At 58.6% G+C, this 20502-nt stretch carries 14 protein-coding genes; 8 read left to right on the top strand and 6 right to left on the bottom strand.

What is annotated here, in order from left to right:
• The first annotated feature begins 11 nt into the window (after positions 1-11).
• Positions 12-2459 (top strand): glycogen phosphorylase, encoded by a 2448-nt coding sequence (gene glgP / locus RTN40_RS08165; protein ID WP_312228029.1) that lies wholly within the window; start codon positions 12-14, stop codon positions 2457-2459.
• Between the two features lie 84 nt (positions 2460-2543).
• Here the strand turns inward: glgP and glpD are convergent, their stop codons facing one another.
• Positions 2544-4049: a glycerol-3-phosphate dehydrogenase gene (gene glpD, locus RTN40_RS08160; RefSeq protein ID WP_312228028.1), complete on the bottom strand. Its 1506-nt coding sequence runs from the start codon at positions 4047-4049 to the stop codon at positions 2544-2546.
• A 189-nt stretch (positions 4050-4238) separates the two neighbouring features.
• Between glpD and glpE the strand changes: the two genes are divergently transcribed.
• Genes glpE through RTN40_RS08145 form a run of 3 tightly spaced genes read left to right on the top strand, consistent with a single transcriptional unit; the run spans position 4239 to position 6226 of the window.
• Positions 4239-4568 (top strand): thiosulfate sulfurtransferase GlpE, encoded by a 330-nt coding sequence (glpE, locus tag RTN40_RS08155; RefSeq protein ID WP_312228027.1) that lies wholly within the window; start codon positions 4239-4241, stop codon positions 4566-4568.
• Positions 4569-4627: 59 nt separating this feature from the next.
• On the top strand, positions 4628-5449 hold the full coding sequence (gene glpG, locus RTN40_RS08150; RefSeq protein WP_312228026.1) for a rhomboid family intramembrane serine protease GlpG: 822 nt from the start codon (positions 4628-4630) through the stop codon (positions 5447-5449).
• 18 nt (positions 5450-5467) lie between these two features.
• On the top strand, positions 5468-6226 hold the full coding sequence (locus RTN40_RS08145) for a DeoR/GlpR family transcriptional regulator (protein WP_312228025.1): 759 nt from the start codon (positions 5468-5470) through the stop codon (positions 6224-6226).
• Positions 6227-6230: 4 nt separating this feature from the next.
• Here the strand turns inward: RTN40_RS08145 and malT are convergent, their stop codons facing one another.
• Positions 6231-8936 carry an HTH-type transcriptional regulator MalT gene (gene malT, locus RTN40_RS08140; RefSeq protein ID WP_312228024.1) on the bottom strand — a complete coding sequence of 902 codons (2706 nt, stop codon included), beginning with the start codon at positions 8934-8936 and terminating at the stop codon, positions 6231-6233.
• 635 nt (positions 8937-9571) lie between these two features.
• Between malT and malP the strand changes: the two genes are divergently transcribed.
• Both malP and malQ read left to right on the top strand, forming a co-directional pair.
• On the top strand, positions 9572-11965 hold the full coding sequence (gene malP / locus RTN40_RS08135) for a maltodextrin phosphorylase (protein ID WP_312228023.1): 2394 nt from the start codon (positions 9572-9574) through the stop codon (positions 11963-11965).
• Between the two features lie 8 nt (positions 11966-11973).
• Positions 11974-14061 carry a 4-alpha-glucanotransferase gene (malQ, locus tag RTN40_RS08130; RefSeq protein WP_312228022.1) on the top strand — a complete coding sequence of 696 codons (2088 nt, stop codon included), beginning with the start codon at positions 11974-11976 and terminating at the stop codon, positions 14059-14061.
• Positions 14062-14099: 38 nt separating this feature from the next.
• Here malQ and gntT read toward each other — a convergent pair whose 3' ends face one another.
• The 3 genes from gntT to gntX all read right to left on the bottom strand — a co-directional run bounded on the left by gntT (position 14100) and on the right by gntX (position 16957).
• Entirely contained in the window at positions 14100-15416 is a 1317-nt protein-coding gene (gene gntT / locus RTN40_RS08125; RefSeq protein WP_312228021.1) for a gluconate transporter, read from the bottom strand.
• Between the two features lie 222 nt (positions 15417-15638).
• A complete protein-coding gene (nfuA, locus tag RTN40_RS08120) occupies positions 15639-16214 on the bottom strand; it encodes a Fe-S biogenesis protein NfuA (RefSeq protein ID WP_312228020.1) in 576 nt (191 codons plus the stop codon).
• 59 nt (positions 16215-16273) lie between these two features.
• Positions 16274-16957 (bottom strand): DNA utilization protein GntX, encoded by a 684-nt coding sequence (gene gntX, locus RTN40_RS08115; protein ID WP_312228019.1) that lies wholly within the window; start codon positions 16955-16957, stop codon positions 16274-16276.
• A gap of 37 nt (positions 16958-16994) precedes the next feature.
• Between gntX and bioH the strand changes: the two genes are divergently transcribed.
• Both bioH and RTN40_RS08105 read left to right on the top strand, forming a co-directional pair.
• Positions 16995-17792, top strand: coding sequence for a pimeloyl-ACP methyl ester esterase BioH (bioH, locus tag RTN40_RS08110; RefSeq protein ID WP_312228018.1), 798 nt, complete (start codon positions 16995-16997; stop codon positions 17790-17792).
• Between the two features lie 68 nt (positions 17793-17860).
• Entirely contained in the window at positions 17861-18130 is a 270-nt protein-coding gene (locus tag RTN40_RS08105) for a YdgH/BhsA/McbA-like domain containing protein (protein ID WP_312228017.1), read from the top strand.
• A 29-nt stretch (positions 18131-18159) separates the two neighbouring features.
• On the opposite strand, the gene feoB is transcribed toward RTN40_RS08105, so the two are convergent.
• Positions 18160-20496: a Fe(2+) transporter permease subunit FeoB gene (feoB, locus tag RTN40_RS08100; protein ID WP_312228016.1), complete on the bottom strand. Its 2337-nt coding sequence runs from the start codon at positions 20494-20496 to the stop codon at positions 18160-18162.
• Positions 20497-20502: the final 6 nt, after the last annotated feature.

Genomic DNA, 20502 nt, shown 5'->3' with positions numbered 1-20502 from the left:
GAATCACGTTTATGAATGCACCCTTTACCTATACATCACCGACACTCAGCGTCGAGGCGTTAAAGCACTCTATAGCCTATAAGCTGATGTTTACCATTGGTAAAGATCCGGCTATCGCCAACAAACACGAGTGGCTGAACGCCACCCTGTTTGCCGTACGTGACCGCCTGGTCGAGCGCTGGCTGCGCTCAAACCGTGCGCAGCTCTCTCAGGAGACGCGTCAGGTCTACTACCTGTCGATGGAGTTTCTGATTGGCCGCACGCTTTCCAACGCGATGCTTGCGCTGGGCATCTACGGCGATGTTAAAAACGCGCTGGAAGAGATGGGGCTGGATCTCGAAGAGCTGATCGACGAAGAGAATGACCCGGGTCTGGGCAACGGCGGTCTGGGCCGCCTGGCCGCCTGCTTCCTCGACTCGCTGGCTACGCTTGGCCTGCCGGGGCGCGGCTACGGTATCCGCTACGACTACGGCATGTTTAAACAGAACATCGTTGATGGCCGCCAGAAAGAGTCCCCGGACTACTGGCTGGAGTATGGCAACCCGTGGGAGTTCAAGCGCCACAACACCCGCTATAAAGTGCGGTTCGGTGGCCGGATCCAGCAGGAGGGGAAAAAGACCCGCTGGCTGGAGACGGAAGAGATCCTGGCGGTTGCCTATGACCAGATTATCCCTGGCTTTGATACCGATGCCACCAATACGCTGCGACTGTGGAACGCCCAGGCCAGTAGCGCGATCAATCTCGGTAAATTCAACCAGGGCGACTACTTTGCCGCAGTGGAAGATAAAAACCACTCGGAAAACGTCTCCCGTGTGCTCTACCCGGATGACTCCACCTACTCCGGTCGCGAGCTGCGTCTGCGCCAGGAGTATTTCCTTGTCTCCGCGACGGTGCAGGACATCCTCAACCGCCACTTCCAGCTGCATAAAACCTACGCCAACCTCGCTGATAAGGTCGCCATTCACCTCAACGATACCCATCCGGTACTGGGTATTCCTGAGCTGATGCGCCTGCTGATCGACGAGCATAAGTTCTCCTGGGATGATGCCTTTGAGGCGACCTGCCAGATCTTCTCCTATACCAACCACACGCTAATGAGTGAGGCGCTGGAGACCTGGCCGGTGGATATGCTGGGCAAAATTCTGCCGCGCCACCTGCAAATTATCTTTGAGATCAACGACTACTTCCTGAAGACCGTGCAGGAACAGCATCCGAACGACACCGGGCTACTCAGCCGCGTCTCGATCATTGATGAGTCCAACGGCCGACGGGTGCGCATGGCCTGGCTGGCGGTAGTGGCCAGCCACAAGGTCAACGGTGTCTCCGAGCTGCACTCGAACCTGATGGTACAGTCGCTGTTTGCGGATTTTGCAAAGGTATTCCCGACGCGCTTTACCAACGTCACCAACGGCGTGACGCCGAGGCGCTGGCTGGCGCTGGCTAACCCGCCGCTGTCGGACGTGCTTGACGAGCATATCGGCCGCACCTGGCGTACCGATCTCAGCCAGCTTAGTGAACTTGAGCAGCACATCGACTTCCCCATGGTGAACCAGGCCGTACGCCAGGCGAAGCTGGAGAACAAAAAACGCCTTGCGCTCTACATCGGCCAGCAGCTTAACGTGGTAGTGAACCCGAAGGCGCTGTTCGATGTGCAGATCAAGCGTATCCATGAGTACAAGCGCCAGCTGATGAACGTTCTGCACGTCATTGCCCGCTATAACCGCATCAAGGCCGATCCGGAAGCGGACTGGGTGCCACGCGTTAATATCTTTGCCGGCAAGGCAGCTTCGGCCTACTACATGGCGAAGCATATTATTCACCTAATCAACGACGTGGCGAAGGTCATCAACAACGACCCGCAGATTGGCGACAAGCTGAAGGTGGTGTTCATTCCGAACTATAGCGTCAGCCTGGCGCAGCTGATCATTCCGGCGGCCGATCTCTCCGAGCAGATTTCTCTGGCGGGAACGGAGGCTTCCGGGACCAGCAACATGAAGTTTGCTCTCAACGGTGCGCTGACTATCGGCACGCTGGACGGTGCAAATGTCGAGATGCTGGAGCATGTGGGCAACGACAATATCTTTATCTTTGGTAACACGGCGGATGAGGTTGAGACGCTGCGTCGTCAGGGCTATAAGCCGCGTGACTACTACGATAAAGATGGAGAGCTGCACAGCGTGCTGACGCAGATCGCAACCGGCGTGTTTAACCGTGAGGATCCGGGCCGCTACCGCGATCTGGTGGACTCCCTGCTTAACTTTGGCGATCACTATCAGGTGCTGGCAGATTTCCGCAGCTACGTTGACTGTCAGGACAGGGTAGATGAGCTGTATCGCCAGCCGGAAGAGTGGACCATTAAAGCGATGCATAACATCGCCAATATGGGCTACTTCTCATCTGACAGGACGATCAAGGAGTACGCGGACAAAATCTGGAACATCAAGCCGATACGCCTGTAAAAACAAAACGCCCGGTGGCGCTATGCTTACCGGGCCTACACGTAGGCCGGGCAAACGCAGTGCCGCCCGGCGTTTCAATATCAACTACGATGCCAGCGACAGTTCACGCTTGGCCCAGTTAGCCAGCCACTGCGCCACTCGCGACTGCTGCTCAGCGTTCAGCCACATACCTGCTTTTGTCCGACGCCAGATGGCATCGTCGAGGCGGCGCACCCACTCATGCTCCGCCAGATAACGTAGTTCAGCCTCGTAGAACTCATGGCCGAAGTTCTCGCCAAGCTCTTCAAGCGAGCTGGTACCAGCAAGAATAAGCTCGCTGTTGCTGCCGTAGGTGCGAGCGTAGTGACGAGCCTGCGGCTCGCTGATAAACGGATAGCGACGGCGCAGCTTCGCCGCGTAGTCATCCCGATCGCCGGCAATATCGCCCCCCGGCAGCACGCACTCTTTCGTCCACGCCGGACCGATGCCGCTGTAGTACGGGGTCAGCTTCTCCATCGCATGCTCGGCCAGCTTACGGTAGGTGGTCAGCTTACCGCCAAAGACGGAGAGCAGCGGCGCTTTTCCCTCGTCGTCACGAATATCCAGGGTGTAGTCGCGGGTGATCGCCTGCGGTGAGTCGGACTCATCGTCGCACAGCGGGCGCACGCCGGAGTAGGTCCAGACGATATCGTTCCGGGTAAGGGGTTTTTTAAAGTGCGCGTTATAGACCTTCAGCAGATAGTTAATCTCACTCTCGTCGATCTCAACGTGCTTCGCATCGCCTTTATACTCTACGTCGGTGGTGCCGATGATGGAGAACTCATCCATCCACGGGATCACAAATACGATACGCTTATCTTCGTTTTGCAGAATGTAGGCCTGCTTCTGGGAGTGCACGCGCGGCACCACGATATGGCTGCCTTTGATCAAGCGGATCCCATACGGCGACGGCAGCTGCATCCCCTCGTCAAAGAACTGTTTCACCCATGGGCCGGTAGCGTTGACAAGGCCGCGCGCCTGCCAGCGGTACTTCTCGCCGGTATCCACGTCTTCGGCTTCAACAATCCACAGGCCGTTTTCCCGGCGTGCCGAGGTTGCCCGGGTGCGGGTTAATACCTCACCGCCTTTACGCACCACCATTTGCGCATTCGCCAGCACCAGCCGTGCGTCGTCTACCCAGCAGTCAGAATATTCGAATCCGCGCACAATCTCCGGTTTCAGCACCGACTCTGAGCCAAAACGCAAGCTAGTAGAGCCAGGCAGGCTGGTGCGCTTGCCCAGGTGATCGTACATAAACAGGCCGATGCGGATCATCCACGCCGGACGCAGGTGCGGACGGTGCGGCAGACGAAAGCGCATAGGGAAGGCGATATGCGGGGCCATCTGCAACAGCACCTCACGCTCTGCCAGCGCCTCGCTTACCAGACGGAACTCGTAATGCTCCAGGTAGCGCAGGCCTCCGTGGATGAGTTTAGAGCTGGCGGAAGAGGTGGCACAGGCCAGATCGTTTGCCTCCAGCATGAGCACGGAAAGGCCACGCCCGGCGGCGTCTGCCGCGATACCGGCACCGTTGATGCCCCCACCTATCACAATCAGATCTTTGGTTTCCATGCTCACCTCATGCACTTTCGTAAAAGCTCAAAAATGTTCGATATCGCTCATAATAGCAAACGAACGCGCCTTTGGTAACATCAAAAAAACAATTTAGAGTGATATGCATAACATAATGGCGTTTACCTGGCGGAACGACGTAAAATTAGAGAATGTGGAACGTCCATACCCAACAGAGATGAGAGCGCAATGGATCAGTTTGAGTGTATTAATGTAGAAGAGGCCCACCAGAAGATGCAGCAGAAGCTGGCGGTGCTGGTAGATATTCGCGATCCGCAAAGCTATGCCATGGGCCATACCCCAGGCGCGTTTCATCTGACCAACGATACGCTGGGCACCTTTATGCAGCAGAACGACTTTGATACGCCGGTGATGGTGATGTGCTACCACGGCAACAGCAGCAAAGGCGCAGCCCAGTACCTGTTACAGCAGGGTTTTGACCAGGTCTACAGCGTCGACGGCGGCTTTGACGCCTGGCATCGCCATTTCCCGGCGGAAGTGGCGCACGGTACGCTTTAGTCAGCGGAGCAATAACCCGCTATACTGCCCTCTTTTGTGTGGAAAAAGCGACCGCCAGCATGTTGATGATCACCTCCTTTGCTAACCCGCGCGTCGCCCAGGCGTTTGTTGACTATATGCAAACCCAGGGCGTTGTTTTGACTATTCAGCACCACGAGACCAGCGACGTCTGGCTGGCGGACGAGAGCCAGGCCGGACGCGTGCGCGAGGAGCTGGCGCGCTTCCAGCAGAATCCGGAAGATCCGCGCTACCTGGCGGCCAGCTGGCAGTCAGGGCAGATCGACAGCGGCCTGCACTACCGCCGATACCCCTTTATCGCCACTCTGCGCGAACGGGCCGGGCCGGTGACGCTGATCGTGGCGCTGCTCTGCATGCTGGTGTTTGTCCTGATGAGCACCCTCGGTGACCAGATAGTGATGGTCTGGCTGGCGTGGCCCTTCGACCCTTCGCTGCAGTTCGATCTCTGGCGCTACTTTAGCCATGCGCTGATGCACTTTTCCGTGATGCATATTCTCTTCAACCTGCTCTGGTGGTGGTACATCGGCGGGGCGGTGGAGAAGCGTCTCGGCAGCGGCAAGCTGATTGTTATCACCCTTATTAGCGCGCTGCTCAGCGGCTATGTGCAGCACAAGTTTAGCGGACCGTGGTTTGGCGGCCTCTCTGGCGTGGTGTACGCGCTGATGGGCTATGCCTGGCTACGAGGCGAGCGCGATCCGCAAAGCGGTGTCTATTTGCCGCGCGGCCTGATAGCCTTCTCATTAATATGGTTAATTGCCGGCTGGTTTGATCTGTTTGGCATGTCTATCGCCAACGGCGCGCACGTCACCGGCCTGGCCGTGGGGCTGGCGATGGCGTTTGTTGATACGCGAAAACGAACATAAAAGCTCAGGAACATTGCAATGAAACAGACACAGCGCCACGATGCCATCATCGAGCTGGTAAAAAAGCAGGGCTACGTCAGTACCGAGGAGCTGGTGGAGCAGTTTGCCGTCAGCCCGCAGACCATTCGCCGCGATTTGAACGACCTGGCCGATCAGAACATGATCCTGCGCCACCACGGCGGCGCGGCGCTCCCCTCCAGCTCGGTGAACACCTCGTGGCACGATCGCAAGGCCACCCAGACGGCGGAAAAGGAGCGGATTGCCCGCAAGGTCGCCAGCCAGATCCCGGACGGGGCAACGCTGTTTATCGATATCGGCACCACGCCAGAGGCGGTAGCCCATGCGCTGCTGGATCACAGTAACCTGCGCATCGTGACCAATAACCTCAACGTCGCCAACACGCTGATGGTGAAAGAGGACTTCCGTATCATTTTGGCCGGGGGCGAGCTGCGCAGCCGTGATGGTGGGATTATCGGCGAGGCGACACTCGACTTTATCTCCCAGTTCCGCCTCGACTTCGGCATCCTCGGGATCAGCGGCATTGACGCCGACGGCTCGCTGCTGGAATTTGATTACCATGAGGTGCGCACCAAGCGAGCGATCATCGACAACTCACGCCACGTGATGCTGGTGGTGGATCACTCTAAATATGGCCGTAACGCGATGGTGAATATGGGCAGCATCAGCATGGTGAATGCAGTCTATACCGACGTGATGCCGCCCGCTGGCGTGCTGGACGTGATCAAAAGCCACAATATCCAGCTGGAACTGTGTTAAGGGATTAGACCCCGTAACCCATCATCTGTAATAGCTGCTGCGCGTGCTGCACCGCATCCTGGCGGTGGGCGACGCCCAGCTTCTGGTAGAGGTTACGGATGTGGGTTTTGATGGTGGTCGCTGCCACTGCCAGCTCGCCGGCAATCTGCTCGTTGCTGTAGCCAGAGTAGATGAGACCCAGCACCTGCCACTCCCGCTGGGTCAGCGGGCTGGTGCGGATCAGCTCCGGCACCTCCGGGTGGGTCAGCAGACGCTCAACGAAGCGCTCATCAAAATGGGCATACTTGTGGCGATGATGCTGGTTGATGTCGCGCAGGATGCGCTGAGCGCGATGGCCCTCCAGCTCCGGCAGGGCGTTAAGCTGGATCAGCTGTCGCAGCTGCTGCGCCATCGCTTCACCTTCAATCACAAAATGGCTGATAAAGCCGGTGCGGTTTGCCAGCGTCAGCGCTTCCAGCAGCACCCGCTGGGCATCGGTCTTGCGTCCGGACTGCCAGTAGAGCTGGTTGAGCAGCAGCAGGTTACGGTTCAGATCGCTCATCAGCCGTAGGCTGCGCGCGTTCTCGTTCAGCTCCTCCAGTACCATCTCCGCTGACTCCACGTCCCCCAGCAGGATCTGCGCCCGGGCGATATTTCGCCATTGACTCTGGCGGAAGTGGTTATTGGCAAATTCTGATTTCGGCGTCTGGCGCAGCCACTGGGCGGCGGCCTGCTTATCACCGGTCATCTGCCAGTAGATCACCCGCACCTTGTCAGCATTCGACACCCAGTCGCTATGGTACTGCCCATTGCCGAGCAGGTTTTCCAGCCGGTTAAGGTGGCTGCGGGCATTATCAAGATCGCCACGCGCCAGCGAGTTTTGCACCAGCAGGGCCAGACACTGTAGCTGTTGCTGAGGCTGGTAGGCGGAGAGCACGGTCATGCCTTCCCGGGCGGCGGCTTCGGATTCATCGAGACGTCCCCATGCCCACAGCAGCTGGGCGCGAATGCGCAGCAAAAATTCATGCAGCGGCAGCTGTTCAAGGTGCTGCTCGCGAATAAGGGTGAATGCTTTCTCCTGGCACTCCCATGCAGCCTGCAGGAAGCCCTGGGCAAACAGGATCTCACACTGCTGGATCAGGCTCCACAGCGCGTAGTGCCAGACGTCGTGGCGGCGCGCCATCTGCTCGGTTTGCTGCATCAGGGTAAGGGAGTGGCTGAGCTGTCCCTTGCAGTGCAGCACCTCACCGTGCACCGAAGTGGCCACGATACGGCTGTAGAAGTTGGCCAGCGGCAGCTCGTCGAGGGCGATCATCGCCAGCCGCTCAGCCTCCACCGGATCGCCGTCGTTAATGGCGACCTGGGCGCGCAGGGCGTTAAAGTCACCGTGCAACGCGTGATCCGCCGTCATATCCATCTCCTGCTCGGCGCGGGCCAGCAGGGTATTCACTTCGCTATAGCGGTGCTGGCTCTGCATCAGCCAGGCCTGCAGTAGCACCAGACGTGGGTTCTCCAGCAGGCTCTCCCACGGCAGCGCCTTTAACGACGCCTCCAGCAGGGTCAGCTCGCTGTGGTTAAACAGTCCCCATGCATGGTGCAGCAGAATATCGCGCAGCATCGTGCCATCGCCTGCGGCCAGCGCATGGTGGATGGCCTCGCTCGGGAAGCCCTGCGCCATCCAGCTCTCTGCCGCCGCGCGGTGGATATCCGGCAGCTCGGTAGCCAGCTCCCACTGGCAGCGCTGGCGTAAAAAGCTGCCAAACAGCGGGTGGTAGCTAAACCACTCTCCAGAGTCATCCATACGCTGTAAAAACAGCCCCTGACGCTCGATCTCTTCCAGCCGCATCTGACCGTTCTCTTCGCCGGTGACGCGGACGATCAGCGCATCGTTCATTGAGCGCAGCAGGGAGCTTTTCAGCAGGAACTGGCGGGTGTTGAGATCGATATTGTCCAGCACTTCATCAACCAGATAGTCCGACAGATGGCTGGCGTTGATCCCCGCCAGACGTCGGGCGGAGTGCTGGGTTGAGCTGTTGTTCTGCCGCGCCGAGAGAGCGATCAGCTGCAGCGCGGTGGCCCATCCGGCCACGTCGTCGCACAGGCGGCTGCTCTCTGCTGCTTCAATCGGTGCATTCAGGCGGCAGTCAAAAAACTGCTTCGCCTCCTGATGGGTGAAGGCCAACTGCTGGCTGCTCACCTCCAGCAGCTGATCGCGCACGCGCAGGTTGGCAATGCCTAGCTGCGGCAGGTTGCGCGATAGCACGACCAGGGTCAGGTTTTCCGGCTGGTGGCGCAGGAAGAAACGCATGGCGTCGTGGATAACCGGATTGGTGATCAGATGATAGTCGTCGATAACGATATAGAGCGAGCGCTGCCACTCTGCCAGCTCAATAAAGAGCTGTGAGAAGAGCGAGGGGAGGCTGGCATACTGGCGCTTCTGCGCCATCGCCTCGCTGGAGACGCAGTGGCCGCCGGTGGCCTGCTGCACGGCGGCAACGAGATAGCTGGCGAATCGCTCCTGCTGATTATCTCCTTCGTCGAGGGAGAACCAGCCCAGATCGTCTTTACTGGCGGCCCACTGTGAAATAAGCGTCGTTTTGCCATAGCCAGCCGGGCTGGTAACCAGGGCCAAACGAAAATTGTTCGCGCCGGAAAGTTTAGCCAGCAGGCGTTCGCGGACCACAGTATGGTCAAGACGAACCGGGCGACTTAATTTAGACGGAATCAACATAGTTATCACTTCACTGTGAGGGAACGAAAAAAAGGAATTTTTTTGAGCTTCGTAATTAATAACTAATACGTTCGGTCAGAATGGATTTTATTGCAAGTTATGTCCGAATTTTACGGCGCTGAATTTGCACCAAGTCACATTTCTATAACCTGGCTGAATAAAACGCCCGACAGGTAGCGAGGGCAGGTGGTAACTAGCCTGCGGGCAAATGGAGCAGAATGTAATATTCACTTTTGGCACAGTAAGGTTATCGCGGTGATATTCAGAATCCATAGGTCAAAAGTGGTAATTAATAGGGGATGAGCGTGAGGGTTGTTAATATTTGTATACGCGTTTTCCCTGAGTAAATTTAAATTCATGGCTGTATGTATGAAACGGCATTTCATTTTTATGACCCCTGGCCAGGTTACCTGTGTCTAATTCCCTCATACTTTCGTATCAGTTTTTATGCCGTCTGGCCGTTGAATTTTTGAGTAATTCGCGTTTTTACAGCTAACTTTAAGTGGCAGCGGTCACACTTTTGGCTCATCCCTGCGGCTCCTCCCGGCCTTTTCCCCGGCAGGATGAGGAAGTCAGCGTATGGGCCAGGCAAACTAGCATTAACGTTGTTTTTACCTACAGGATCCCCGTTTGCTATGTCACAGCCAACCTTCAACAAAGCTCAGTTTGCCGCCGCCCTGACGCGTCAGTGGCAGCGTTTTGGTCTCCATGCTGCTGATGAGATGACGCCTCACCAGTGGTGGCACGCGGTCAGCGGCGCGCTGGCAGAGCAGCTTGCCGCCCAGGCGGTCACCAAACCCGCAGATAACCAGCGCCATGTGAACTATATCTCGATGGAGTTCCTGATTGGCCGCCTCACCGGTAACAACCTGCTCAATATGGGCTGGTATCAGGAGGTAAGCGACGTGCTACAAACGCACAACGTCAACCTGACCGACCTGCTGGAGGAGGAGATCGATCCGGCGCTGGGCAACGGTGGGCTGGGACGGCTGGCAGCCTGCTTCCTCGACTCGATGGCGACGGTGGGCCAGCCCGCTATTGGCTACGGTCTGAACTATCAGTACGGCCTGTTCCGCCAGTCCTTTGCCGACGGGCATCAGCAGGAGGCCCCGGACGACTGGCATCGCGGCAGCTACCCCTGGTTCCAGCACAATTCCGCGCTGGACGTGCAGGTCAATCTTGGTGGCAAGGTGAGCCGGGACGGGCACTGGGAGCCGGCGTTTTCCCTGATTGGCGAGGCGTGGGATCTGCCGGTGCTCGGCTACCGTAACGGTGTAGCCCAGCCTCTGCGGCTGTGGCAGGCAAAGCACGCCCATCCGTTTGACCTGACCAAATTTAACGACGGCGAGTTCCTGCGTGCCGAACAGCAGGGCATCGACGCCGAAAAGCTGACTAAAGTTCTCTATCCCAACGACAACCATACCGCAGGTAAAAAGCTGCGCCTGATGCAGCAGTATTTCCAGTGCGCCTGCTCGGTGGCGGACATTCTGCGTCGTCACCATCTGGCCGGGCGCAAGCTGGCGGAGCTGCCCGACTACGAAGTGATCCAGCTGAACGATACCCACCCGACCATCGCCATTCCGGAGATGCTGCGGGTGCTGATCGACGAGCATCAGCTGGGCTGGGACGAGGCGTGGTCGATCACCAGCCGACTCTTTGCCTATACCAACCATACGCTGATGCCGGAGGCGCTGGAGAACTGGCACGTGCAGCTCCTGAAGCCGCTGCTGCCGCGCCACATGCAGATCATTAAAGAGATCAACGACCGCTTTAAAAAGCAGGTGGTGAAAGTCTGGCCGGGCAACGAGGCAGTGTGGGCCAAGCTGGCGGTGGTCTATGATGGCCAGGTGCGGATGGCGAACCTCTGCGTGGTCAGCGGCTTCGCGGTCAACGGCGTCGCTGCACTGCACTCGGACCTGGTGGTGAAGGATCTCTTCCCGGAGTATCACCAGCTGTGGCCGAACAAGTTCCATAACGTTACCAACGGCATCACTCCGCGCCGCTGGATCAAGCAGTGCAATCCGGCGCTGGCTTCGCTAATCGACAGCACCCTGAAAAAAGAGTGGGCCAACGATCTCGACCAGCTGCTGGCTCTGGAGAAGTATGCCGATGACGCCAGCTTCCGTGAACGCTACCGCGCGATAAAACAGGAGAACAAGACCCGGCTGGTGGAGTTTGTGAAAGCGCGCACCGGTATCGTCATCAATCCCAACGCTATTTTTGATATTCAGATCAAGCGCCTGCATGAGTACAAGCGTCAGCACCTGAACCTGCTGCACATTCTCGCCCTCTACAAAGAGATCCGCGAGAATCCGCAGGTAGACCGCGTGCCGCGCGTCTTCCTGTTTGGGGCCAAAGCCGCACCGGGCTACTACCTGGCGAAGAATATTATTTTTGCTATCAATAAAGTGGCGGAGGCGATCAACAGCGATCCCCACGTGGGCGACAAGCTTAAAGTCGTCTTCCTGCCAGACTACTGCGTCTCGGCGGCGGAGAAACTGATCCCGGCGGCGGACGTCTCTGAGCAGATCTCTACCGCAGGGAAAGAGGCCTCCGGGACCGGCAACATGAAGCTGGCGCTGAACGGCGCGCTCACCGTCGGCACGCTGGATGGTGCAAACGTCGAGATTGCCGAAAAGGTGGGCGAGGAGAATATTTTCATCTTCGGCCATACCGTGGAAGAGGTGAAGGCGCTGAAGGCCAAAGGCTACGATCCCGTGAAGTGGCGTAAGAAAGACAAGCTGTTGAATGCGATCCTTAAAGAGCTGGAGAGCGGTAAATACAGCGACGGCGACAAGCATGCGTTCGACCTGATGCTGCACAGCATCGGTAAGCAGGGGGGCGATCCCTATCTGGTTGCCGCTGACTTTGCCGCCTACGTTGAGGCGCAAAAACAGGTCGATGTGCTCTATCGCGACCAGGAGGCGTGGACCCGTGCGGCGATCCTCAATACCGCCCGCTGCGGCATGTTCAGCTCCGATCGCTCAATTCGTGACTATCAAAATCTGATTTGGCAGGCCAAACGCTAAGGAGCGCCATGGAAAGTAAACGTCTGGCTGACGCCGCGCTGGCGGCGGGCATTGGCCCAAACTATATCAACGCCCACGGCAAACCCCAGTCAATTGGTGCCGACACCAAACGGCGTTTGCTTAACGCGATGCATCCCGATGCGGCAAAAAAGGCAGCAGCGGCCCCCATTCCACAGGTTAAGGTGCTTATCCACGGCAAAAGGCTGTCATTGCCCGTTGAAGGCAGCGGCGAATTTAGCTGGGAGCTGACGACCGAAACCGGCGAGCAGCATCAGGGGACATTCCGCGATAAGAAGCGAATGACGCTACCGGCCTCGCTGGCAGAGGGCTACCATACGCTGACCCTGCGACAGGGTAAAAAGCAGTGGCGGTGTCGGGTGATTGTCGCCCCGCCGCGCTGCTATGAACCCGACGCGCTGCTGGCGGGTAAGAAGCTGTGGGGCGCGACCGTGCAGCTCTACACCCTGCGTTCGGACAGCAACTGGGGCATCGGCGATTTTGGCGATCTGAAAGCGATGCTGGTAGAGGTGGTGAAGCGGGGCGGCTCTTTCATCGGCCTTAACCCGGTTCATGCCCTCTACCCGGCGATGCCGGAGAGTGCCAGCCCCTATAGCCCCTCCTCGCGCCGCTGGCTTAACGTACTCTATATCGACGTCAACGCGGTGGAGGATTACCGACGCAGCGACGAGGCGCAGGCGTGGTGGAAGATGGAGTCTACCCAGAAGGCGCTGAATGCAGTACGCGACAGCGAGTGGGTTGACTATGCTGGCGTGACCGCCCTCAAGCTGGCGGCGCTCAAAATGGCGTGGCGGCTGTTTGCCGATCGGGCTGATGACGACGAGCAGATGGCGGCGTTTCGCGGCTTTGTGCAGCAGCAGGGGGAGGGGCTCTACTGGCAGGCGGCGTTTGACGCTCTGCATGCGTACCAGGTGAAAGAGGATGAGATGCGCTGGGGCTGGCCGGTATGGCCGGAAGCCTATCGGCGCACCGATAGCCCGCAGGTAACAGCTTTCTGCCAGGAGCACGCCGACGAGGTGGATTTCTACCTCTGGCTACAGTGGCTGGCCGCCGTTCAGCTTGCGGAGTGCTGGGAGACCAGCCAGGGCTTTGCGATGCCGATTGGTCTCTACCGTGACCTGGCGGTAGGCGTTGCCGAGGGCGGGTCGGAGACCTGGTGCGATCGCGAGCTTTACTGTCTGGAGGCCTCCGTGGGTGCGCCGCCGGATATTCTTGGGCCGCTGGGGCAAAACTGGGGCCTGCCGCCGATGGATCCGCATATCATCACCGGCCGTGGCTATGAGCCGTTTGTTCAGCTGCTGCGGGCTAACATGAAGAGCTGCGGCGCGCTGCGTATTGACCACGTCATGTCGCTTCTGCGCCTGTGGTGGATCCCCTACGGCGAGACGGCGGATCAGGGCGCGTATGTTCACTACCCGGTGGATGACATGCTGGCGATCCTTGCTCTGGAGAGTCAGCGCCACCGCTGCATGGTCATTGGCGAAGATCTGGGCACCGTGCCGAAGGAGATCGTCAGCAAGCTGCGCGACAGCGGGGTCTACTCCTACAAGGTGCTCTATTTCGAAAGCGATCATAAGAAGCGGGTACGCGCCCCGGAAGCCTGGCCTGCCCAGTCGATGGCGGTGGCGACCACTCATGACCTGCCGACTTTGCGCGGCTACTGGGAAGCACACGATCTGACCCTCGGCAAGACGCTCGGGCTGTATCCGGATGAAGAGGTGCTGCGTGGGCTGTATGAAGATCGTGAGCGAGCCAAACAGGGCCTGCTGGACGCCCTTCATCAGCACGGCTGCCTGCCGAAAAGCACCGGCCGTAAAGCCGCGCGCATGGCAATGAATGCTACTCTCAACCGGGGCCTGCAACGCTATATTGCCGACAGCAGCAGCGCCTTGCTGGGGCTGCAGCCCGAGGACTGGCTAGATATGGCCGAGCCGGTCAACGTGCCGGGGACCAGCTACCAGTATAAAAACTGGCGGCGCAAGCTCTCAACGTCGTTGGAGAAGATGTTTGCCGATGAGAAGGTAAACAGGCTGGTGAAGGATCTGGATAAGCGGCGTAAGGCAGCATTACGGAAGTAAAGAATCGCCCGGCAGCGCAGCGCCGCCGGGCACATCAGTTAGATCACCATTCCCAGCAGCAGACAGCCGATCAGGCCGCATACCGCGATAATGGTCTCCAGCGCCGACCAGGATTTCATGGTCTCACCGATGCTCAGGTTGAAGTACTCCTTGAACAGCCAGAAGCCTGGATCGTTCACGTGAGAGAAGATCACGCTGCCGGAACCCACGGCGATAACCATCAGCTCAGGGCTAACGCCGGTAGTGGCAATCAGCGGAGCGGCAATACCGCCAGCGGTAATGGCCGCTACGGTGGCAGAGCCAAGGGCGATACGCAGCACGGCGGCAATCGACCACGCCATAAAGAGCGGCGACAGGTTAGTGGAGTGCATCATGGCGGCAATGTATTTATCCACGCCGCTGTCTACCAGCACCTGCTTGAACGCGCCACCGCCGCCGATAATCAGCAGCATCATGGCGATGATTTTGATTGAGGAGGTGATGGTCTCGGTGATCTGATCCATCGAACGACCACGGTTAAGGCCGAAGGTAAAGATGGCGATCAGCACCGCAATCAGCGTCGCCATCACCGGGTCGCCAAAGAACTCGGCGTAGGCGAGCACGGGGTGACCTTTCGGCAGGATCATCTCCGCGACGGCGCGACCAGCCATCAGAATCACCGGCACCAGCGAGGTCCAGACGCTGACCGCAAAGCTCGGCATCTCCGCTTCGGTAAAGGTTTTCGCGTTGTAGAGGCCTTCCGGGATCGGCTTATCGATTTTCTTCAGGAAGCGCGCATAGACCGGGCCGGCCAGGATCACGGTCGGGATAGCCAGCAGCGTACCGTAGAGCAGGGTTTTGCCCATGTCGGCGTGGAAAATAGTGGCGATAGCGGTCGGGCCAGGGTGCGGCGGCAGGAAGCCGTGGGTTACGGAGAGAGACGCCGCCATCGGCACACCGACGTAGAGCAGCGGTACGCGGGCTTTTGCCGCGATGGTGAATACCAGCGGCAGCAGCAGCACGAAGCCCACCTCATAGAACAGGGCAAAGCCGACGGTGAAGCCGGTTAATACCACTGCCCATTGAATGTATTTCTGACCAAATTTAGCAATCAGGGTGGTGGCGATACGTTGGGCACCGCCGCAGTCCGCCAGCATCTTACCCAGCATGGCGCCGAAGCCCATGATCAGCGCAAGGCTGCCGAGGGTACCGCCGACGCCAGCTTTAATCGAGGCGATCACTTTATCCACCGGCATTCCTTGCAACAGCCCGACGGCAAGCGCCACCAGGATGAGTGCAATGAAGCCGTTTAATTTAAAGCGGATCATTAACAGAAGTAATAGAGCAACACCGAGAGCAACGATGATGAGTGGCATGATTTACCTGGCCTTTATGATGTTATGGGTAACGCTTATCTAAAAAGTCGCTGGCTTAATAAGTAGTTTTAACTGCACGGAGGGATGATACGGGTAACATGCGGGCGAATAGAATCACTTCGGCCGGGTAAATTTAAGAAGTGCGACGTGGGTCATATTATAAAGCGGAGTGAAGAGGCCCGGCAGGCGGGCCACCGGGCATAACATCAGAAGGCAGGTCGATCAGTAGTAGGAGTGTTCGCCGCGCTGGTGCTCGGTCAGATCGCGCACGCCTTTCAGCTCAGGGAACTCGTTCAGCAGCTGCTTCTCGATCCCCTCTTTCAGCGTGACATCGACCATTGAGCAGCCGTTGCAACCGCCGCCAAATTGCAGAATGGCGTAGCCTTCATCGGTGATCTCCATCAGCGTCACGCGGCCGCCGTGGCCCGCCAGCTGTGGGTTGATCTGCGACTGGAGCAGATACTCCACGCGCTCCATCAGCGGGGCGTCGTCAGAGACCTTGCGCATCTTGGCGTTTGGTGCTTTCAGCGTCAGCTGTGAACCCAGCTGATCGGTCACGAAATCGATCTCCGCATCGTCCAGATACGGGGCGCTCAGCTCGTCAACATACGCGGTCAGCAGCGGAAAAGTTAACGCGGTGTCAGTCGCTTCCACTGCATCCGGCGGGCAGTAAGAGACGCCGCATTCGGCATTTGGAGTGCCTGGATTGATCACAAATACGCGGATTTGTGTTCCTTCTTCCTGATTTGCCAGCAGTTTGGCAAAGTGCGCCTGTGCGGCGTCGGAAATATGGATCATAGCAATGGCCTAAATAGTTGACTGTTTTACTTGGTTATAATACGCCCATCATCGAGGCTCTACAAGGTTCGACACAGGCACCATACCTGAACAGTCGCCGCGCCGCCCTGCATCAGCAGGCGGGTGATCTCCGCAACGGTGCTTCCGGTAGTGACGACATCATCCACAATAGCGATATGGAGACCGTGGAGAGGCAATTCAAGGCGAAAGGCATTTTTCAGATTGCTTTTTCGTTGGCGGGCGTTGAGAACGTGCTGAGTCAGAGCAGGACGGATGCGGGTCAGGGTTTCGCTGGCGTAGCGGCAACCTAGCCAGCGCGCCAGCGGGCGGCAGAGAAGCTCGCTTTGGTTAAAACCTCTTCGCCACTGGCGGCGCGAATAGAGCGGAACGCTAACGATGCGGTCCGGCAAGGGCAGCCTCGTTGTGCGACGGGCATCGAGGATCGCCAGCAGCTGTAGCCGGGCCAGCGCCGCGGCCAGCTCTGGCCGGCGGGAAAACTTTAGCTGGTGAATCAGCGCGCTAAGCGGCGGCGCATAGGTGTTGACCGCCACCAGCCTCTGCCAGGGGGGCGGCTTTTGCAGGCAGCGTCCGCAGGGTAGGGTCATACTGGCGGCAGGCAGGCCGCACTGCGGACATAACGTATCAGTAAGGTGAGCCGCCCGGTAACAGACGGAGCAGATCCCTGAGTGGGGTAGGGCGAGCGGCATTCGGCATAGCCAGCACAAGCCTGGCACTGTTAGCATACGTAACCTCCTGGACAAGAGAAGAGAACAATAGCGGATGAACGACATCTGGTGGCAAACCAAAGGCGAAGGAAATTGTCATCTTGTGCTGCTGCACGGATGGGGACTGAATGCGGAGGTGTGGGATTGCATTACGGCGGATCTGGCCGCGCATTTTACACTTCACCTGGTCGATCTGCCCGGCTATGGGCGCAGCACCGGCTTCGGCGCAATGACGCTGGCCGAGATGACGGAAATTGTGCTGGCCCACGCGCCCGATGAGGCTATCTGGCTCGGCTGGAGTCTCGGCGGGCTGGTGGCAAGCCAGGCGGCGCTCAGCGCGCCGGAGCGTGTCACTGCCCTGGTGACGGTGGCCTCCTCGCCCTGTTTCAGTGCCGAAGGTGACTGGCCGGGGATCAAGTCTGAGGTACTGTCAGGCTTCCAGCAGCAGCTGAGCGACAACTTTCAGCGCACGGTAGAGCGATTCCTGGCCCTGCAAACGCTGGGGACGGAAACCGCTCGGGACGATGCCCGCAAGCTGAAACGCGCCGTGCTGGCGCTGCCGATGCCGTCGGCGGAGGTGCTTAACGGCGGGCTGGAGATCCTGAAAACCGCCGATCTGCGCGAACCGCTGGCGAGGCTTCAGCAGCCGTTCCTGCGCCTCTATGGGCGTCTCGACGGGCTAGTACCGCGCAAAATCGTACCGTGGCTGGACGAGCTATGGCCAAAGAGCGAGTCGCAGCTGTTTGCCAAAGCGGCACACGCGCCTTTTATCTCGCACCCTGATGATTTCTGCCAGACGCTGGTAGAGTTTACGCAGCGGCTGGCGAAACGGCGGGATCAGACTAAAATTTAAACGTATTTAGCTACTCGGCGTTCCAACAAAAAGCGTAATGGCAACCACTACCTGATGGAGTAAAAGCTATGAAACGTGCAGCAGGTATCGTCGTATCTCTGGTTATTGGCGCACTCTCGTTTGGCGTGATGGCCGTGGAAGAGGTGCAAAAAGATAAGATTAAAGAGATGAATCTGACCAAAATCGGCACCGTCAGTACCTCAGATGCCACAGCGCCGATGGATGCCCGGGCGGAGCTGGTCAAAAAGGTTGAGGAGCTGGGTGGCAAGTACTATGTCATCACCAGCGCGGATCAGCCGGGTAAAGATATCCGCGCTACGGCGGACGTCTATAAGTAGGCTCAGTCAGGCGGGCAGCGCGCCCGCCTTCACCGTTTAGCGCAACATCCACGACAATCATTTGCCTGACTCTCGCAGCATCTGGCCGCCGTTTTGCGGGTTGCCAGCAGGTTGACGTCGATTCGGCTCCGGGCGTGACGCAAGCTCCCCAGCAGCAGGACGTTAAATAACACGACCACCAGAATGCAGACCAGGCTGTAGTGTGGATGGGCGCTAAAGCTGGTCGTCTGGTAGAAAAGCGTTGCCAGCGAGTAAGCGATATTCAGCCCCCAGAGGATTGAGAAGCCCATCCAGCCGCGGCTGGCTTCACGGGCGATCGCTCCCATGACCGAAATACAGGGGATATAGAGCAGGACAAAGATCAGATAGCTGTACGCCGCGGCGGCGCTGCCAAATTTTTCCCCCATCACCCCCATGGTGCCGGTCGCCATCTCGCCGTCGCCTTTGCTGGCCTCAATGGGATTAGCCAGCACGCTCAGGCTAAAGGTATCGGCCAGACTCTGGCCGGTCTCCTGCAATGCGCTAACAAGCTCGTCCGTCAGGCTGAAGGTGGCAGGATCAAACGCCCCCTGCTCAATGTCTTCGGCGGTATAGAGGGTGTTCAGCGTACCGACCACTACCTCTTTCGCCATTGCGCCGGTAAAGAGACCGACGGTGGCCTGCCAGTTATCCTCGTGGATGCCAATGGGCTTAAGCAGCGGAGTAAACACCCGGCTGACCGCTGCCAGCGCCGAGTCGTTGATACTGGTCGCCGCCGTCCCGCTGAGCGTAAAGCTGTTCAGGGCGCTCAGGAAGATGCTAACCACCACAATCACTTTCCCGGCGCGCAGCACAAAGCCCTTCAGCCGTTGCCAGGTCTGGATCGCCAGGCTCTTCAGATGGGGAACATGGTAGACCGGTAGCTCCATCACAAAGGGCGACGCTTCGCCGCGCATTATGGTGTGCTTGAGCATCAGCCCGGTAAGGATCGCCATCACGATGCCGAGCAGATAGAGAGAGAAGACCGCCAGCGCCCCCTCCTTACCAAAAAAGGCGGAGGCGAACACGGCGAAGATGGCCAGCCGTGCCCCGCAGGACATAAACGGTGCCATCATGATGGTCATCAGGCGTTCGCGCGGCGCGTCAAGGGTGCGCGCGCCCATCACCGATGGCACATTGCAGCCGAAGCCGACGATCAGCGGCACGAAGGATTTACCCGGCAGGCCAAGGGACTGCATCAGGCGATCCATCACAAAGGCCGCCCGGGCCATATAGCCCGAGTCCTCAAGGAAGGAGAGGAACAGGTACATCATGCCGATCTGCGGCACCAGCGGCAGCACGGTGTTGATCCCGCCCCCCAGCCCCTGCGCGAGGAAGATTGTCAGCCACTGCGGGAAGTGCAGGGTATAGCCCAGCCACTGTGTACCGTGGATGAAGATGGCGACCGAACCGGCATCGAAAATAGGCGACAGCGCGCCGCCAATGTTGATGGCGAGCACGAACATGACGTACATCACCAGCAGAAAGATGGGCAGGCCGAGTAGGCGGTTGATGATGATCCGGTCCATCGCGGCGGTAAAGCGGCTCGGCTCGGCGGTAAGAGTGTTGCTGACCGTGTCGCAAACGGCGGCGATGGTCTGGTAACGGGCATCGGCAATGTGTAAGGCCGGATCGTCCATCTCCTTGCCGAGGCGCGCCAGCGAGGCTTCCAGCTTGCGCGCGGCTTCACCGGCATAGGCGCGGCTGTAAATATCGCCCTCCAGCATTTGCAGACCCAGCCAGCGGCGCTGCTGAAGCGGCATATCCGCTGCCATCGCCTGCGCCAGCACGTCTGCTTCATGCACCAGGGGCCGGGCGTAGTGAACCCGCTCAATATCGCTGTTCCGCTGATGGCGGTCGATGGCTATTTTCAGCGCCTCAATGCCGCGTCCGCGGGTCGAGACCAGCGGCACCACCGGGCAGCCAAGGCGGGCGGCGAGGGCGTCGATATCGATGCGGATCTGCTGCTTCTCGGCAATGTCCAGCATGTTCAGCGCGACGATGCAGGGGATGCCCAGCTCCAGCAGCTGCAGCGTCAGGTAGAGGTTACGCTCCAGGTTGGAGGCGTCGACGACGTTGATCAGCATATCGGCATCGCCGCTGAGGATATAGTGGCAGGCGATCTGCTCATCGAGAGAGGTTTGCGACGAGATGGTGGTCAGCGAGTAGGTGCCAGGCAGATCGACCAGCGTCACCTGAGCGTCGGTGGTAATAAAGGACCCCTCTTTGCGCTCGACGGTAACGCCCGCCCAGTTGCCCACGCGCTGGCGTGCACCCGTTAGCTGATTGAATAGGGTCGTCTTGCCGGAATTAGGATTACCAATAAGACCAAGGGTTAATTTTTTCATAATAGC

The organism is Pseudescherichia sp. (genome assembly GCF_031987975.1).
Taxonomy (GTDB): domain Bacteria; phylum Pseudomonadota; class Gammaproteobacteria; order Enterobacterales; family Enterobacteriaceae; genus Pseudescherichia.
This window is presented reverse-complemented; position numbering and strand designations above follow the sequence as displayed.

What these genes read in the sequence shown, in the direction of transcription:
- gntT (WP_312228021.1), bottom strand. Translation starts at nt 15,416, where the DNA reads ATGCCACTCATCATCGTTGCTCTCGGTGTTGCTCTATTACTTCTGTTA.
- gntX (WP_312228019.1), bottom strand. Translation starts at nt 16,957, where the DNA reads ATGCTAACAGTGCCAGGCTTGTGCTGGCTATGCCGAATGCCGCTCGCC.
- malQ (WP_312228022.1), top strand. Translation starts at nt 11,974, where the DNA reads ATGGAAAGTAAACGTCTGGCTGACGCCGCGCTGGCGGCGGGCATTGGC.
- glpE (WP_312228027.1), top strand. Translation starts at nt 4,239, where the DNA reads ATGGATCAGTTTGAGTGTATTAATGTAGAAGAGGCCCACCAGAAGATG.
- glpD (WP_312228028.1), bottom strand. Translation starts at nt 4,049, where the DNA reads ATGGAAACCAAAGATCTGATTGTGATAGGTGGGGGCATCAACGGTGCC.
- malP (WP_312228023.1), top strand. Translation starts at nt 9,572, where the DNA reads ATGTCACAGCCAACCTTCAACAAAGCTCAGTTTGCCGCCGCCCTGACG.
- feoB (WP_312228016.1), bottom strand. Translation starts at nt 20,496, where the DNA reads ATGAAAAAATTAACCCTTGGTCTTATTGGTAATCCTAATTCCGGCAAG.
- glpG (WP_312228026.1), top strand. Translation starts at nt 4,628, where the DNA reads ATGTTGATGATCACCTCCTTTGCTAACCCGCGCGTCGCCCAGGCGTTT.
- nfuA (WP_312228020.1), bottom strand. Translation starts at nt 16,214, where the DNA reads ATGATCCATATTTCCGACGCCGCACAGGCGCACTTTGCCAAACTGCTG.
- glgP (WP_312228029.1), top strand. Translation starts at nt 12, where the DNA reads ATGAATGCACCCTTTACCTATACATCACCGACACTCAGCGTCGAGGCG.
- RTN40_RS08105 (WP_312228017.1), top strand. Translation starts at nt 17,861, where the DNA reads ATGAAACGTGCAGCAGGTATCGTCGTATCTCTGGTTATTGGCGCACTC.
- bioH (WP_312228018.1), top strand. Translation starts at nt 16,995, where the DNA reads ATGAACGACATCTGGTGGCAAACCAAAGGCGAAGGAAATTGTCATCTT.
- malT (WP_312228024.1), bottom strand. Translation starts at nt 8,936, where the DNA reads ATGTTGATTCCGTCTAAATTAAGTCGCCCGGTTCGTCTTGACCATACT.
- RTN40_RS08145 (WP_312228025.1), top strand. Translation starts at nt 5,468, where the DNA reads ATGAAACAGACACAGCGCCACGATGCCATCATCGAGCTGGTAAAAAAG.